Source organism: Parasphingorhabdus sp., from assembly GCF_048267785.1.
GTDB lineage: Bacteria > Pseudomonadota > Alphaproteobacteria > Sphingomonadales > Sphingomonadaceae > Parasphingorhabdus.
Genome location: NZ_JBLWWU010000017.1, coordinates 68,993 through 83,959, shown reverse-complemented (window position 1 = coordinate 83,959; position 14,967 = coordinate 68,993). Strand labels below are relative to the sequence as shown.

The 14,967-nt window shown below is 54.2% G+C and carries 19 protein-coding genes and 1 other RNA gene; 10 read left to right on the top strand and 10 right to left on the bottom strand.

Translation table 11 applies throughout. The features are described 5' to 3' along the window. Positions 1-1,535, bottom strand: a 1,535-nt coding sequence (locus ACN0VD_RS13615; protein WP_417595156.1) for a malate synthase G, incomplete at its 3' end; no start/stop codon positions are given. Positions 1,536-1,793: 258 nt separating this feature from the next. On the opposite strand from ACN0VD_RS13615, the gene ACN0VD_RS13610 reads away from it, so the two are divergent. The 5 genes from ACN0VD_RS13610 to ACN0VD_RS13590 all read left to right on the top strand — a co-directional run bounded on the left by ACN0VD_RS13610 (position 1,794) and on the right by ACN0VD_RS13590 (position 6,007). Next, the gene (locus tag ACN0VD_RS13610) at positions 1,794-2,135 is read left to right on the top strand and encodes a hypothetical protein (RefSeq protein WP_417595154.1); all 342 of its coding nucleotides are present in this window, start codon (positions 1,794-1,796) and stop codon (positions 2,133-2,135) included. A 66-nt stretch (positions 2,136-2,201) separates the two neighbouring features. Beyond that, a complete protein-coding gene (locus tag ACN0VD_RS13605) occupies positions 2,202-3,410 on the top strand; it encodes a hydrolase (protein ID WP_417595152.1) in 1,209 nt (402 codons plus the stop codon). Beyond that, positions 3,407-4,417 (top strand): arginine N-succinyltransferase, encoded by a 1,011-nt coding sequence (locus tag ACN0VD_RS13600; RefSeq protein ID WP_417595150.1) that lies wholly within the window; start codon positions 3,407-3,409, stop codon positions 4,415-4,417. The genes ACN0VD_RS13605 and ACN0VD_RS13600 overlap by 4 nt, the downstream gene beginning before the upstream one ends. After that, positions 4,414-5,676 carry an N-succinylarginine dihydrolase gene (locus tag ACN0VD_RS13595; protein ID WP_417595148.1) on the top strand — a complete coding sequence of 421 codons (1,263 nt, stop codon included), beginning with the start codon at positions 4,414-4,416 and terminating at the stop codon, positions 5,674-5,676. The genes ACN0VD_RS13600 and ACN0VD_RS13595 overlap by 4 nt, the downstream gene beginning before the upstream one ends. A 100-nt stretch (positions 5,677-5,776) precedes the next feature. After that, positions 5,777-6,007 (top strand): hypothetical protein, encoded by a 231-nt coding sequence (locus ACN0VD_RS13590; protein WP_417595146.1) that lies wholly within the window; start codon positions 5,777-5,779, stop codon positions 6,005-6,007. A gap of 119 nt (positions 6,008-6,126) precedes the next feature. Here ACN0VD_RS13590 and ssrA read toward each other — a convergent pair. The 4 genes from ssrA to mscL all read right to left on the bottom strand — a co-directional run bounded on the left by ssrA (position 6,127) and on the right by mscL (position 7,950). Continuing rightward, positions 6,127-6,517: a transfer-messenger RNA gene (gene ssrA, locus ACN0VD_RS13585) on the bottom strand. 69 nt (positions 6,518-6,586) lie between these two features. Further along, a complete protein-coding gene (locus ACN0VD_RS13580) occupies positions 6,587-6,853 on the bottom strand; it encodes a hypothetical protein (RefSeq protein ID WP_417595144.1) in 267 nt (88 codons plus the stop codon). Between the two features lie 166 nt (positions 6,854-7,019). Next, entirely contained in the window at positions 7,020-7,250 is a 231-nt protein-coding gene (locus ACN0VD_RS13575; RefSeq protein WP_417595142.1) for a hypothetical protein, read from the bottom strand. A gap of 274 nt (positions 7,251-7,524) precedes the next feature. Continuing rightward, positions 7,525-7,950 carry a large conductance mechanosensitive channel protein MscL gene (gene mscL, locus ACN0VD_RS13570; protein ID WP_417595140.1) on the bottom strand — a complete coding sequence of 142 codons (426 nt, stop codon included), beginning with the start codon at positions 7,948-7,950 and terminating at the stop codon, positions 7,525-7,527. 144 nt (positions 7,951-8,094) lie between these two features. Here mscL and ACN0VD_RS13565 point away from each other — a divergent pair, with 144 nt between their 5' ends. From ACN0VD_RS13565 to ACN0VD_RS13550, 4 genes are read left to right on the top strand one after another with little or no spacing between them, the layout of a single operon-like run. Further along, positions 8,095-8,685, top strand: coding sequence for a LemA family protein (locus ACN0VD_RS13565; RefSeq protein WP_417595138.1), 591 nt, complete (start codon positions 8,095-8,097; stop codon positions 8,683-8,685). 2 nt (positions 8,686-8,687) lie between these two features. After that, positions 8,688-9,500 carry a TPM domain-containing protein gene (locus tag ACN0VD_RS13560; RefSeq protein WP_417595136.1) on the top strand — a complete coding sequence of 271 codons (813 nt, stop codon included), beginning with the start codon at positions 8,688-8,690 and terminating at the stop codon, positions 9,498-9,500. Further along, on the top strand, positions 9,500-10,177 hold the full coding sequence (locus tag ACN0VD_RS13555) for a TPM domain-containing protein (protein ID WP_417595134.1): 678 nt from the start codon (positions 9,500-9,502) through the stop codon (positions 10,175-10,177). Before ACN0VD_RS13560 ends, ACN0VD_RS13555 begins: the two co-directional genes overlap by 1 nt. A gap of 29 nt (positions 10,178-10,206) precedes the next feature. Further along, positions 10,207-10,716, top strand: a complete 510-nt coding sequence (locus tag ACN0VD_RS13550; RefSeq protein ID WP_417595164.1) for an NUDIX hydrolase — start codon at positions 10,207-10,209, stop codon at positions 10,714-10,716. Between the two features lie 17 nt (positions 10,717-10,733). On the opposite strand, the gene ACN0VD_RS13545 is transcribed toward ACN0VD_RS13550, so the two are convergent. Together ACN0VD_RS13545 and ACN0VD_RS13540 are read right to left on the bottom strand one after the other, a co-directional pair. Next, positions 10,734-11,012, bottom strand: a complete 279-nt coding sequence (locus tag ACN0VD_RS13545) for an ETC complex I subunit (protein WP_417595132.1) — start codon at positions 11,010-11,012, stop codon at positions 10,734-10,736. 24 nt (positions 11,013-11,036) lie between these two features. Next, the gene (locus ACN0VD_RS13540; protein ID WP_417595130.1) at positions 11,037-12,050 is read right to left on the bottom strand and encodes a polyprenyl synthetase family protein; all 1,014 of its coding nucleotides are present in this window, start codon (positions 12,048-12,050) and stop codon (positions 11,037-11,039) included. 116 nt (positions 12,051-12,166) lie between these two features. On the opposite strand from ACN0VD_RS13540, the gene ACN0VD_RS13535 reads away from it, so the two are divergent. Continuing rightward, positions 12,167-12,451, top strand: coding sequence for a chorismate mutase (locus ACN0VD_RS13535; protein WP_417595128.1), 285 nt, complete (start codon positions 12,167-12,169; stop codon positions 12,449-12,451). Here ACN0VD_RS13535 and ACN0VD_RS13530 read toward each other — a convergent pair. The 3 genes from ACN0VD_RS13530 to ACN0VD_RS13520 all read right to left on the bottom strand — a co-directional run bounded on the left by ACN0VD_RS13530 (position 12,448) and on the right by ACN0VD_RS13520 (position 14,953). Then, the gene (locus ACN0VD_RS13530; RefSeq protein ID WP_417595126.1) at positions 12,448-13,767 is read right to left on the bottom strand and encodes a sensor histidine kinase; all 1,320 of its coding nucleotides are present in this window, start codon (positions 13,765-13,767) and stop codon (positions 12,448-12,450) included. The genes ACN0VD_RS13535 and ACN0VD_RS13530 overlap by 4 nt on opposite strands. Before the next feature lie 95 nt (positions 13,768-13,862). Further along, positions 13,863-14,528 carry a response regulator transcription factor gene (locus ACN0VD_RS13525; RefSeq protein WP_417595124.1) on the bottom strand — a complete coding sequence of 222 codons (666 nt, stop codon included), beginning with the start codon at positions 14,526-14,528 and terminating at the stop codon, positions 13,863-13,865. 116 nt (positions 14,529-14,644) lie between these two features. Further along, entirely contained in the window at positions 14,645-14,953 is a 309-nt protein-coding gene (locus ACN0VD_RS13520) for a PepSY domain-containing protein (RefSeq protein ID WP_417595122.1), read from the bottom strand. Positions 14,954-14,967: the final 14 nt, after the last annotated feature.

Sequence of the window (14,967 nt, the reverse complement as noted above, 5' to 3'; positions counted from 1 at the left end):
CCGGTCATCGGATGGCCGATTTTCTGCTCCATCATGTCGGCCATCATGTCGGGCGCGGCCCACATGCCCTTGCCGATCTGCGCCTTGCCGGACATGCCGCAAGCCAGACCGATGGCAACATTGCGCTGTTCATAGGCAGTGATCCAGTCGCTTTTCTTGATATCGCCCTTCGCCAGCATTGCGCCCGCCTGCATCGAGGTGTGGATTTCGTCGCCGGTCCGGTCGAGGAAACCGGTGTTGATGAACACAACCCGGTCCTTCACCGCATGGATGCAGGCGGCGAGATTAGCCGATGTCCGGCGCTCTTCGTCCATCACGCCGACCTTGATCGTGTGACGGTCGAGACCGAGCAAATCTTCCACCGCATCAAACAGGTCATTGGTGAAGGTACATTCTTCCGGCCCGTGCATCTTCGGTTTCACGATATAGATCGATCCGGCGCGGCTGTTGCGCAGCTCGCCGAGCCCCTTGATATCGTGCATCGCGATCAGGCTGGTGAACACGCCGTCGAGCAGACCTTCCGGCGCTTCCGATCCGTCAGCCAGCAAGACCGCCGGATTGGACATCAGATGGCCGACATTGCGGACAAACATCAGGCTGCGGCCCGGCAGGGTGAAGGATTTGCCGTCGAGATCGACATAATCGCGATCGGGATTGGCCTTGCGCTCGACCGTCTTGCCACCCTTTTCGAAGGAGGCGTCGAGATCGCCGCGCATCAGGCCGAGCCAGTTGATATAGGCCAGCACCTTGTCCTCGGCGTCCACTGCAGCAACCGAATCTTCCATGTCGATGATCGTGGTCAGCGCCGCTTCCATCAGGACATCGGCGATATGGGCCGGGTCATCCTTGCCGATCGGGTGGGCCGGGTCGATGACGATTTCGGCGTGCAGCCCGTTATGCTTGAGCAGCAGCGACTGGCCGTTGCGGCCAACCAACTGCGAGGGATCGGCCAAGGCGGGATCACCACCCGTATATTCGGTCCATGATCCACTCGACAGCGGAAAAGCTTCGTCGAGAAAGGCTTTTGCCGCCTTGATAACCGCAGCGCCGCGCTCCGGATCATAGCCGCCCGGCTTGGCCGGCGGCGCGTCGAGCGCATCGGTGCCGTAGAAAGCGTCATAAAGGCTGCCCCAGCGCGCGTTGGCAGCGTTCAGGACAAAACGGTCGTTGAGCGACGGCACCACCAGTTGCGGTCCGGCCATGGTCGCGATTTCGGGATCGACATTTTCTGTAGTGATGGAAAAAGCCGTCGGTTCTTCAACCAGATAGCCGATATCTTTCAGAAAGCCTTGATATTCCGCCTGATCGATCGGCTGCCCCTTGTGCTCGATGTGCCAGGCATCGATCTGCGCCTGCAGTTTCTCGCGCTTTTCAAGCAGCATGGCATTTCGTGGGGCAAATTTATTCAACAATTCGCCAAATCCGGTCCAAAATTTATCCCGGTCGACTGCGGTGCCAGGCAGCGCGCGATCGTTGACAAAATCAAACAGTTCCCGAGCTATCTGGATCCCGTTTTGGCTGACATATTCGGACATGCAATTCCCTCTTCAATGGTGAGACACTGTCCGACGCGGAAAGCGAGGCTCAGTGATTGTTGACAGATAGTCCGGGGAGGAATCATGTCAGAATATGGCGCTGTACATGTCTTTTGTAAATGGCAGAATTGAGTTATTGCGGTTGCAGGTCTATTGGTTCAAATAACAGAAAAAATGCAAACGGAACGAAAAAACGAACTTCTGGAAAGCAGTCTCGAACGGGCTGCGGAAGTTTTGGGTGACGTAACGGAACCGGTCATGGCAGAATATTATGCCAACCATCCCCAAGCACAAATTTCTTTCGAAGAACATGGCCTCGGCAACAGTGTCAAGCTGGAGGCCGAAATGGTCGAAAGCGTAATCTATTGCCTGATGAATTGGTATGATCGACCGGACGAAATCCGGATCATGTTCGGCAGTACTGTCCCCCATCACGAAGATACATTAAAAGTTTCAAATGAATGGTTTTCAGGATTAATTTCTGCTGCAGTCCACGTTATTTCGAACACCATCCCTTCAACCCGGAAGGACGAACTCGAGGTCTGGCAAGAAATTCACACCGGCTTAGAGACGCTAGTTGACGAAGCGCGAAGCTGCTGACACCCGATATGAGAAGCCTGTGATAAACGGGTTACGATAAGTGGATTGAAATGCTATCAATTTCCAATGAAACCAGAATCCTTCCCTGTACGAAGAATAGTGGAACGGGCAACTGACCTGCCGCTTCTTCCGCGTACCGTTCAATGGGCCAAGATAAACAGCGGCACCGCCAATCTTGATGGTCTGGCAACCGTAGCACAAATGCTTGCCGATGCCTTTTCGGCTTTGCCTGGAGAAACGCATCTGGTCGATCCCGAACCGGTCGAAACAGTCCGTGCGGATGGCAGCGTTGTACTGGTTCAGCGCGGTCAGCATCTGGTGACTTCGGTGCGTCCGGAAGCGCCGGTTCGTATCCTGCTGACCGGCCATATGGACACCGTGTTTGCATCGGATCACCCGTTTCAGCAGATAACAGATCTGGAAAACGGCATTTTGAACGGCCCCGGCCTTGCCGATATGAAGGGCGGGCTTTCGGTGATGCTCGGCGCGTTGCAATTGCTCGAGGAAAGCGACGTCGCCAGCCGCATCGGCTATGACGTGATGATCAACAGCGACGAGGAAGTGGGCTCGGGTTCTTCCGCTTCGCTGATCAAGCAACTGGCAAAAGGCAAGACGGCCGCCCTGACCTATGAACCCGCCCTGCCCGATGGCACGCTCGCCGGAGAACGCGGCGGCAGCGGTAATTTTTCGATCATCTTTACTGGCAAGAGCGCGCATGCCGGGCGCAATCCGGACGAAGGGCGCAACGCACTGATTGCTGCTGCGGATATGGCCTTGCAGTTGAAAGCGCTCCACCGCGAGGGCCTGAGCGTCAATCCGGCGAAGATTGATGGTGGCGGGCCGAATAATTCGGTTCCCGATCAGGCCATATTGCGCGTCAATTTCCGGCCGAAGACGCTGGAAGATCAGGCTCTGGCGCAAAAGGCGCTGGACCAGATGGTCACAGATATCGCGAAGCTCCACGATCTTGGCGTCCACTGCCACGGCGGCTTTGGCCGCCCACCGAAACCGATTGATCCACAGGCACAGAAGCTTTTCGGCCTAGTAAGGCAATGTGGCGCTGAACTGGGCCTGGATATCAACTGGCGCGACACTGGCGGGGTTTGTGACGGCAACAATATCGCAGCTTGCGGAATTCCGGTCGTCGATACTATGGGGGTGAGGGGCGGAGCCATACATAGCTCCGACGAATTTTTAATAACGGAAAGTCTGGTCGAACGGACACAGTTATCGGCGCTGACAATCATGCGGATCGCCGAAAGGGGAGGATTATGAGTTTCCGGATACGCGCCGCGCGCCTCGACGATCTGCAACATCTCTATGAAATGGCGAAACTGACTGGCGGAGGTTTTACCAATTTGCCAGCTGATCGGAATTCATTGACGCAGAAACTGGAACGATCCGAAAGCGCTTTTCAGAATGATACCCGTGAACATGGTGATGATCTATTTGTCATGGTGCTCGAAAATGTCGAAACGGGTGCCGTGCGGGGGACTTCGCAATTGTTCACAAAAGTGGGACAGACATGGCCTTTCTATTCCTACCGCCTGAGCACCTTGTCGCAAACCAGCAAGGAGCTGAACCGGACGTTCAGCGCGCAAATGCTCAGTCTGGTAACCGATCTGGAGGGAGCGAGCGAGGTCGGTGGCCTGTTTCTCCATCCGGGCGAACGCGCGGGCGGGCTCGGTTTATTGCTGGCCCGTAGCCGCTATCTGTTCATCAAGGAACATCGCAACCGTTTTGGTGACAAGATATTCGCCGAGCTACGCGGCGTGATCGATGAAGCTGGTGGATCCCCGTTTTGGGATGGACTGGCCGGGCGATTCTTTGGCATGAGTTTTCAGGAAGCCGATTATTTCAACGCCATACACGGCAACCAGTTCATTGCCGATCTGATGCCCAAACACCCGATTTATACCGCCATGCTCAGCGAATCCGCCCGCGCGGCAATCGGCGTACCGCACACGAGTGGCCGCGCCGCGATGCGCATGCTGGAGAACGAAAACTTCTCTTATGACGGATATATCGACATTTTCGACGGTGGACCGACAATGGTTGCGAAAACCGATGACGTTACCAGTATCCGCAATTCAAAATCTGCAGACATTACCGCCATCGGGGAAGGCGAGATTAAGTCGATCATTTCGATCGGTTCGCTTGAAAATTTTCAGGCTACTTATGCAATGATCAGCGAAAATGCAGAAGGCGTGACTATCGACCAACAGGCAGCGGAAAATCTGGGTCTGAGCACGGGCAACAGGATCAGGTATGTATCGCGATGAGTGCGCTCGTTGAAATTAATTTCGATGGCATTATTGGGCCCAGCCATAATTATGCCGGGTTGAGCCCCGGCAATATTGCCTCGGCCAACCATGCCGGTCAAACCGCCTATCCGCGCGAGGCAGCTCTGCAGGGTATAGCCAAGATGAAGCATAACCTGAGCCTTGGTCTCAGGCAGGGATTTTTCATGCCTCTGGACCGGCCGAACAGTGGCTGGCTGGAAAAACTGGGTACGACCGTCAAGGATGCCGAACCACATCTGCTCGCTACTGCTTTTTCTGCATCCTCAATGTGGGCCGCCAATGCCGCGACTGTTTCTCCCGCACCCGATACTTACGATGGCAAATGCCATCTCACCGTCGCCAACTTGCAAACTATGCCGCATCGCAGTCATGAATGGCCGGGAACGCTGGCGCAATTGAAGCTGGCGTTTGCTAATCAGAACCATTTTGCGGTCCGCTCCCCGATACCGTCACCCTTTGGAGACGAAGGAGCCGCCAATCACATGCGGCTTTGCCCGGCCCACGATGCTGCAGGTATCGAGATATTTGTCTTTGGCAAGAGCGGCGGCCCCTTTCCCGCCCGACAGCATATCGAGGCAAGCAAAGCGATAGCTCGCACCCACGGGCTGAACCATGATCGCGTGATTTTCGCCCAGCAGGCAGAAACGGCCATTGCTTCAGGTGCATTCCACAACGATGTCGTAGCAGTGGCAAACGAACGCGTTCTGTTCACCCATGAGCAGGCGTTTGAACAGCCGGATGCGCTATATGACGCTATCCGGAGCCACATGCCCGATGCCGAGATCATCATCGTACCGACCGCCAAGGTGAGCTTGGACGATGCCATAAAATCTTATCTTTTCAATGCGCAACTGGTGACACTTCCTGACGAGGCGGGCATGGCGCTGATTCTTCCGACAGAAGCGCGCGAGAATGACGCCGTCTGGCGTTATCTGACCGAGCTTGTATCCGGCAATGGCCCGATCCGCAGGTTGTGTCCGGTTGATGTCCGGCAATCGATGGCCAATGGTGGCGGCCCAGCCTGCCTGCGCTTGCGGGTCGTAGCAGATCCTGAGACGATAGACCCGCGATTCATGGCAACAGCCGAAAGACTGAACAGGATTGAAGAGGTTGTGGCTGACTATTGGCCGGAAGCGATCCATCCGGATCAACTGTCTGCCCCGGACCTGATCGACTCTATCGGCATCGCCAGAAGCAAGCTGCTCGAAAAATGCGCGTTGACCGAACTCGAACATTAATCTTGGCTTCGCACTGTCGGATTAACTTACAATTTACCATATCTCATATCGGGAAACGTCCGATTTCTGCGATTGGCACGGCGCTTGCTACTCAATTTACATGTGGACAAAATTTAAACGGCTATTCGTAATCAAGACCAAGTTTGAGGCGTTTCTCATCACATACGCGCTTGCCACCGGCGCTGTCGCACGCGGCCAGGCCTATATGGTCCAATATCCCGGTTGGGGAGGGAAACTGCTGTTTCTGGCAGCGACCGGCGCGGTTTTCATGGCCGGCGCTAAAATGATCGAAGCGATCGAACTGAACAGGATTTACAGCTCCGATTACTGAGCCGATCAGCCCTGACCAGGGCCGGCAGCGTCCAACGACGTCCGACATCAGCTGTGGTGCTTCCATGCCACGACCGACTTCCAGACGATGCCCGGCAACTCTTCCGTCATTTTAAATGAAGTGGAAGGCTTCTGTTGCCCGGTGCCTTCCAAACCGCTGAATTCCCTTCTGTTGCCCGGTGGGTTCAACCGCGCGTAGCTTTCTAACTTATGACCGTGAGGTCAATGGGTTAGGCAGCGATAGCGAGTGCTTCATTATCGTTTGCACTTATAGGTTTTGAGCAATCACGGCATACTCAGGCCGGGTAAAAATAACGCCTTTGAACACCCGTCGATCCTAGTTCGGCCCCATCAGCAAAAGCGTTTTGCATCGCTGCAAATCGCCTGAAATGGTGGAGCCGCCGGGTACTGCCCCCGGGTCCGTAGTGTCTATTACACATCACAATTTATCACCATAGTCCGTCGAAACGGACGCTTCCTATATAGGGATATAATTCTGAATGAACAGTGCACAGACAAGAAAAAGGGCCAACCAGTCTCCCGGTTGACCCTCCTCTAGTTCCCCAAAGGGAATTCGTAATTACTGAGCGAGGACGCCTTCTTCCTTGTCGGCCTTGTCTTCGAGGGCGTCAGCCTTGTCTTCCATTGCCGCAGCTTTGTCCTCCAGCATTTCTTCGCCGGCTTCAGTCGTAGCCTGGTCGGCCGCTTCATCGAGACGGTCTGCTTCCATTTCGGCTTCCTGAGCCTGCACTTCGGTTTCGGTTTCCGCACCGCTAGTATCTTCCTGTGCGCAGGCACTCAGAGCCAGAGCAGCAGTAGAAGCGGTCAAAATCATAATTTTACGCATAATAATCCCTCGTCAATTAGAAGGAGCGAAAAAGGGCTCCTCGGAGACACCAACTTGTCGATGGGAAATTGGTTCCCTGTTCCACAAAAAACAAAAAAAGGGCCAACCAGTTTCCCGGTTGACCCTCCTCTAGTTCCCCCAAAGGGAAATTCAGATAGAGCGAAGCTTACTCAGCAACAGTTTCTTCTGCAGGCGCAGCAGCTTCTTCTGCAGGTGCAGATTCAGCGGTTGCTTCTTCAGTCGCAGGAGCAACTTCTTCAGTAGCCATCGCGTCTTCAGCAGGTGCAACTTCTTCGGTTGCAGCTTCATCGGTTGCTGCAGCGTCTTCAGCTGGAGCATTGCAGGCACTCAAAGCGAATACGGCTGCTGATGCAGCCAGAACAGCGAATTTACGCATAATAATTAGTCCCCTATAGTCATTCAAATCGGCTGCGAATCAATCCAGCCGAGCGAGCCTATAGGATCGAAAAATCGGAATGTATCTCAAAAAATGAGGTCATCATTTATCTCATTGTAAGATAAAGGATATTATTCATATTTTGGTGGACATCTATCGCGTTCGTCCAGACAGAAAGAAAGTTTCGGAAACAAAGAACCGCCCTTTTGCGACGCAAGTTTGTCGTTACACAAACCACGCAGCAAAAAGGGGCGATGTCAGAGATCTGAAATCACTATTTTTTCAGGCTGTCCCGGATTTCGGTCAGCAGATCAATTTCACTTGGTCCAGGATCGGCCGCTTCCTCTTCTGCCTTCGTCATAATTCTGTTGGCATAGCGGACGATCAGGAAGATGATGAACGCCAGAATGATGAAGTTGATCACGACGGTCAGGAACTGGCCCCAGCCGAGCATCGGAACACCTGCTTCCTTGAGCGCTGCATAATCGGTCATTGCCCCGGCATAATCCGCTGGCGGCGATCCCAGCAGGATGAACATGCCAGAGAAATCGGGCATACCAAATAATGCACTGACAACTGGCATGATCACATCTTCGGTCAACGATGTGGTAATCGTCGCAAATGCCGCTCCGATAATGACGGCCACCGCCAGATCGAGCACATTGCCCTTCATAATAAAGGCCTTAAACTCGTTTAACATATGACTTACCTTCTCATTTCTAAAGGCGTGTAAATGCATGAAAAACCCAAAATAGTCGAGGGAAGTCGTTGCAAAAGTGGCAGTAGATACCTATTTTTACAAAGTGGTACGGCGTATCGCCTTGTGGATGGAGGGATTTCAAACATGCTGAATAAACTGATCAAAATTCTGGTGGTTCCGGTCGTTGCCTTGTCGCTGAGCGCGTGCGGAATTAACAGCGTGCCGACGGCGGAAGAAAATGCAAAAGCCAAATGGGCTGATGTCGAAAGCACATATCAGCGCCGCGCCGACCTGATCCCGAATCTGGTAGAAACGGTAAAAGGCTTTGCCACACAGGAACAGGACACGTTGACGGCAGTGGTCGAAGCCCGCGCCAAAGCGACTTCCATTCAGCTTAGTGCCGATGATCTTGACGATGCAGCAAAGGTTCAGGAATTTGCAGCAGCACAAGGCGCGCTCTCGCAAGGGCTAGGACGCCTGATGGCGACCGTCGAAGCTTATCCCGAACTCAAATCCAACCAGAATTTCCTCGCACTGCAAAGTCAGCTGGAAGGCACGGAAAACCGGATCAATGTCGCCCGCCGCGATTATAACGAAGCGGTGCGCCAGTATAATACAACGATCCGCACCTTTCCCGACATTATTGGGGCGAAAATCATTCATGGCGCGAAACCGATGCAGCCCTTTACCGCAACAACAGAAGGCGCGGACGAAGCACCTGAAGTCAGCTTCTGAGAGTGATTGCGCTTAGATCCATTCTGCCGTTGAAAGCGGTAATTGCCGGGCTGGCTATCGCCTTTCTGGCGATCGCCGCCCCGGCCTTTGCCCAAAGCTTCCCGGAACTTACCGGCCGCGTTGTCGATCAGGCGGATTTGCTCAATCCAGCTCAAGAGGCAGAACTCACTGCGAAACTCGCAGCTCTCGAAGCCCAGTCCAATCGGCAGCTCGTCGTCGCAACCGTCAACAGCCTCGAAGGCTACGATATTGCCGACTATGGCTATCAACTCGGGCGAACCTGGGGCATCGGCCAGGATGGCGATGGTGAAGCAGAAAAGGACAATGGCTTGATCCTGCTGGTCGCACCCAATGAGCGCAAGGTTCGCGTCGAGGTGGGCTACGGCCTGGAAGGCATCATGACCGATGCGCTATCGAGTATCATCATCCAGAATGATATTCTGCCCCAGTTCCGCAACGGCGATATGGCAGCAGGCATTATAGCAGGAGTCGACCGGATTGCGGCCCAGCTGGCCCTTCCGGAAGCAGAAGCCCGCGCATTTGCGCAACAGGCCGAACAGCAGGTCACCAAGGGTGATGAAGAAAATATCGGCCTGATGATTTTCTGGGGCTTCGTCCTGATCTTCTTCGTCATCATCCCGATGTTCTCCAATCGCGGAGGCAAACGTTATCGTCATGGCGCCGGTCCGGTCGTCATCTGGGGCGGTGGATCACATTGGGGCGGCGGCGGCAGTAGCGGCGGCGGCTTCGGTGGTGGCGGTTTTGGCGGAGGCGGTGGCAGCTTCGGCGGCGGCGGCGCATCAGGGGGCTGGTAATGAGCAAAGTGAACCAGTTTACTCCCGACGATCACAAGGCCGTTACGTCTGCGGTTTCAAAGGCCGAGAAAACCACCGATGGCGAGATCGTCACCATCGTTACCGGCCAATCCGATCATTATGGTGACGTCGCCTGGGCGATATCAGGTCTGGCTGCCCTCACCGCCTTGCTGGTGATCAGTCTGTTCCCGGAAATTTATCTGGGCATCATAGACTGGCTGGCCGGTGGCTGGAGCGGAATCTCTGCCTTGCCCTATTGGGCGCTCTTCGTTTTTACCGCGCTGAAATTTTTCGGCACAAGGCTGATCCTGATCTGGAAGCCCCTGCTCTTCATCCTTATTCCCCCGCCGATCAAGAAAAGCCGGGTGCGCAAACGTGCGATATCCTTATTCCGGGTATCAACAGATCATCGCACAGTCGGACGGACCGGTATATTGCTCTATCTGTCGATGCGCGAACATCGTGCCGAGATTGTGGCAGACGATGCCATTGCTGCAAAGGTTGAGCCATCAATATGGGGCGACGCAATGGTTGCGATGATCGATCTCGTCCGTTCGGGAGCGCCGGGCGAAGGGATGGCCGAAGCCGTGCGCCGCATGGGGATCGTCTTGTCGGAACATTTTCCAAAAACTGAGCATAACCCAAACGAGCTTCCTGACAGATTGATCGAACTTTGAGCAACGGAAATGGCGCAGAAGTAGAAATCATGTGGGAAGGCCGGTTCATCACGGCCAAGCGCGAAGGAAAATGGGAATATGTATCGCGCAGCCGGGGAATCCGGGCCGCGGTGATTCTGGCGATTGACGAAGGGCATGTACTTCTGGTCGAACAATATCGGGTGCCACTGGGCAAGAATTGTATCGAACTTCCCGCGGGACTGGTTGGCGATCATGACGATAATGCCGATGAAGAATCCTCCATCGCAGCGATTCGTGAACTGGAAGAAGAGACGGGGTATCGTGCCGAAACAATGGAGGATTGCGGCGAATATTATTCCTCACCGGGCATGGTGTCGGAAAGTTTTTCGCTTTTCAAAGCCTCTGGCTTGACGAAAATCGGCGAAGGCGGCGGAGTGGACGGCGAAGATATCATCGTCCATCGCGTTGCATTGAACGAAATGGCGGATTTCATTCAACAGAAGCGCGTTGAAGGCGTAGCGATAGATGTTAAACTTTTGCTGTTTTTTCTCTTGGGGACAGGCATCCCCCTGACATAATTTCTTCAGGGAAATTGCTAGCGAAAATTGTCCGCATAAGCCTGTATTTTCAGCGTTTTTTCTGGTGTCGGAATAATCAGATAATCAATTGCATGTTTATCCGCATAGGCCTTTGCCGCTTCACAGGAAGGAAAGGTCAGCTTCACCTGCCGCTGCGTATCACCGGACCCTGCCCAACCAGTGAGCGGATCGGGTTTGCGCGGCTCTGCCGGTTCAAATTCCAGCACCCATTTATCGGTCAGCGCCCTGCCCGACTGCATTGCGTTTCTAGGGTTTTGATAGATTCGTGCAGCCATTTTAAATTCCTGTCCTGAGCCGCATCAATAAGCGCGGGAAATGGCAAATTCAACTGCTTCTGTCATCGCGTCGCGGGCTTTTCCGGAAGCGAAAATACCCAGCGCATCAATGGCACGCTGACCGTAATGCCTAGCCCGCGACATAGTGTCATCAATCGCACCCGTTGTACGCAGCAAATTCGTCGCACGCATGAGGTCATCATCCGACGATTTATGCCCGATGATCGCATCTTTCCAGAATTTTCGCTCTTCCTCGCTCCCCCGCGAATAAGCCAAAATGACCGGCAACGTCACCTTGCCTTCGCGGAAATCGTCGCCAGCATCTTTGCCCATCGTTTCGCTGTCGGAGCTATAATCGATCGCATCATCGACCAACTGGAATGCTATGCCCAAATTGCGGCCATAGCTGTCCAACGCCAGTTCAATTTCTTCATCGCATTCTGCAACAACCGCAGATATTCTGCTGGCAGCGGCAAATAACGCGGCCGTTTTCGCACCAATAATATCAAGATATCTGTCTTCGCTGGTATCAATCTTGCGCTGGGCAGTAAGCTGATTGACTTCCCCTTCAGCAATGACGGCCGATGCACTGGACAAAATCTTGAGCACTTTCAGCGATCCGTCCTCAACCATCAGTTCAAAAGCGCGGCTGAAAAGGAAATCACCGACGAGAACTGTAGCCGGATTGCCAAAAATCAAATTCGCGGCGGCTTTCCCGCGCCGCAAGTCGGAACCGTCGACAACATCGTCGTGCAGCAAGGTGGCGGTATGAATAAATTCCACCGCAGCCGCCAGTTTGAAATGGCGATCCCCCGAATATCCGATCAGCTTCGCTGCGGCCAGAGTCAGCATCGGACGCATTCGCTTGCCACCTCCGGCAATAAGATGTCCGGCAAGTTCCGGGATAAGTGGTATTTCCGATTGCATCCGGTCCAGAATCACGCTGTTGACCTGATTCATGTCGCTGGCAACCAGAGACATGATGGGTTCAAGCGAAGGCGCGGAATCCCGCCCGAATTGATGGACCGTTGCTGACATGTTGCACCGGATGTGGCAATTCACTAGGGATAAGGCAAGTGAAATCAGACCATTTGAGGTTGCGTCGCGCGCATGTGTGGCAAAATCTGCGAAAGGCGAAAACCGGGCGACAAATCATGGACGAAAAGCTGCAACAATTTCGCGAAAGCATCAACAATATCGATGCGGCGCTGGTGTTCATGCTCGCAGAACGTTTCAAGGTGACTCAAGCCGTTGGCGAATATAAAGCCAAGAATGATCTGCCGCCGGCCGACGGTGCGCGTGAACGGGAGCAGATAGCCCGTCTGCGTCAGCTGGCCAGCGATGCCAAGCTCGACCCCGAATTTTCCGAAAAATTCTTGCGTTTCATCATTGATGAAGTGATTCGCCATCATGAACGAATCCGGGAGGAAACGGACTAAGCCCCGGCACCTTCAGATTTGGGCAATCTAAGCCGTACCAGCAGCCCGCCCAAATCCTCGCTTTCTTCCAGCGACACCGAACCGTCATAGATTTCCGCCACGTCCCGGACAATGGCTAAGCCCAAACCGGTGCCGGGTTTACCGCTGTCAAGCCGTGCGCCACGGTCAAATATCCGTTGTCGATCTTCTTCCGGAATTCCGCGGCCATCATCTTCTATCAGCAGTTCGACGTAACTATCGCTGCCCTCGACGGTTATGAACACACTCCCGCCACCATATTTGGCGGCGTTTTCGACAAGGTTTCCGATCATTTCATCAAGATCCTGGCGCTCGACCGAAACCACTGCATCCTTATCGCCATCAATATCGATCCGGACATGCGGGTAGAGCCGTCCGACCGCGCGTTCCACAGCCTGCAGGCTTTGCCAGACCTTTGCCCGGCTGTGGGCGTGACCGCGCCGGCCAACTGCCCGCGCCCGGGCAAGATGGTGATCGACCTGGCGACGCATCACCCCGGCTTCGCGGATCACTGTATCGGCCAGATCGTCTGCCTTGGCGGTGGCGCTGTTCATGATCACGGTGAGCGGGGTTTTCAGTGCGTGGGCCAGATTTCCGGCATGCCGCCGCGCTTCCTCTGCCTGCTTCTCATTATGGTCGAGCAGCGCATTAAGTTCATCCACCATAGGCGTGACTTCATTGGGCATCGGTTCCACTACCCGGCGCTGTTGCCCGGTTCGCATCGCTGCAATAGCACTGCGGATTTTGCGCAACGGCCACAAACCGTAAAGTGTCTGCAGTGCCGCCATGCCAATCAGTCCGAGCGCAAGAATCAGGAAACTGTTGACCAAAATTGAGCGAATATTGGCGATCTGGGCATCCAGACCATCACGGCTCTGCGCAACCTGAAACAACCATTTCGTATCGGAGTCCGGCAGGATGATTGTGCGTTCCAGTAACCGTAAAGGTTCGTCAGGAAATTGTTTGCTATCATATATATGCGTTTCACGGTCATCGTGACTGGTATTCGATTCCAGCGTTCGGTCCCACAGTGACCGAGATGGAAAATCATCGTGACCTTCCCCGCTGATTTGCCAGTAAAGACCGCTATTGGGCTCGAGAAAACGCTGGTCCCCCAGCGGACGGTTCAGAAACACCTCGCCATCGGGACCGATTTCGGCTGACGCGATCATTGCGGTCAGCACATATTCCAGTTGGTTGTCAAAATTGCGGGTTACCGCATCGTTCAATACCCGGTCGAGCGCAAAACCACCCCCAAACAACAGGATAACAATCCAAGCTGCAGCGATCCCGATCATCCGGCGACCGAGTGAGCCAGTGGTCCGGGTGCCTAGCCGAGAATGGGTTGTCGGTACCTTTTCATCGACCGGAATATCTATCTGGCTTGATTCATTCAGGCTTCGGGATCCTCTAGACTATAACCAAGCCCGCGGATCGTCGAAATAACTTCCGCACCCAGTTTTTTGCGGATGCGAGTGACAAATACTTCAATCGTGTTTGAATCCCGGTCAAAATCCTGATCGTAAATATGTTCGATCAACTCGGTCCGGGATACGACTTTTCCCTTGTGATGCATTAGATAGGACAGGAGCTTATATTCCTGTGCCGTCAGTTTGACCGGACTTCCATCCAGCGTTACCTTGCCCGACCGCGTGTCGAGCCGCACGTCGCCCGCCGTAAGTTCCGATGAAGCATTGCCCGAGGCACGACGGATAAGCGCGCGCAGTCGGGCGATCAATTCTTCGGTCTGGAACGGCTTTGCGAGATAATCATCGGCGCCGGCGTCCAGTCCCGCAACCTTGTCCGACCAGCTATCGCGGGCTGTCAGCACCAGCACCGGAAAATTACGCTCTTCCTTGCGCCACCGGTCCAGCACGGTAAGGCCGTCTATTTCAGGCAGTCCGAGGTCCAGAATCACCGCGTCATAGTCTTCGGTCGAACCCATGAAATGGCCATCCTCGCCATCTGTCGACAGGTCGATGGCATAGCCATTGGCCTCCAATGTCGATTTGAGCTGTTGTCCCAGCGTGGGTTCGTCTTCAACGATCAAGACCCGCATGCTTGTCCTCCGAAATAATGCCTAATTCTATAGAATAGCCTATATCATCATCCCGAAAACGCACAATGATTTAGAAAATCCGGGAGTTGGGAAATAGGCGAGATAGCCGATCTTGATCAGCGGGTCTGACGCAATATTGTGCCCGTTCGACCATCCACATCGATGAACACGACCCGCCCATCACGGATGAATTTCAGCCGGTAGACTTGCGCGCTGGGGTCAAACTCCGGGCCTATATATTCACTGCCCGACATTCTCGGCAAAATCTGGTTCTCGATCGAACGGATCGATTTCACCTTGCCCGCCATCATTTGCGCCCGTGCTTCATTTTGCTCGCCGCGGCGATCCATGGCCGAAACCAGCTGTGGCGTCACCGCGGTCAGGCCGACCACAAGAAGCGACAAAAAGGCGGTTTTTTTCAACATCGACACCCTCCTAG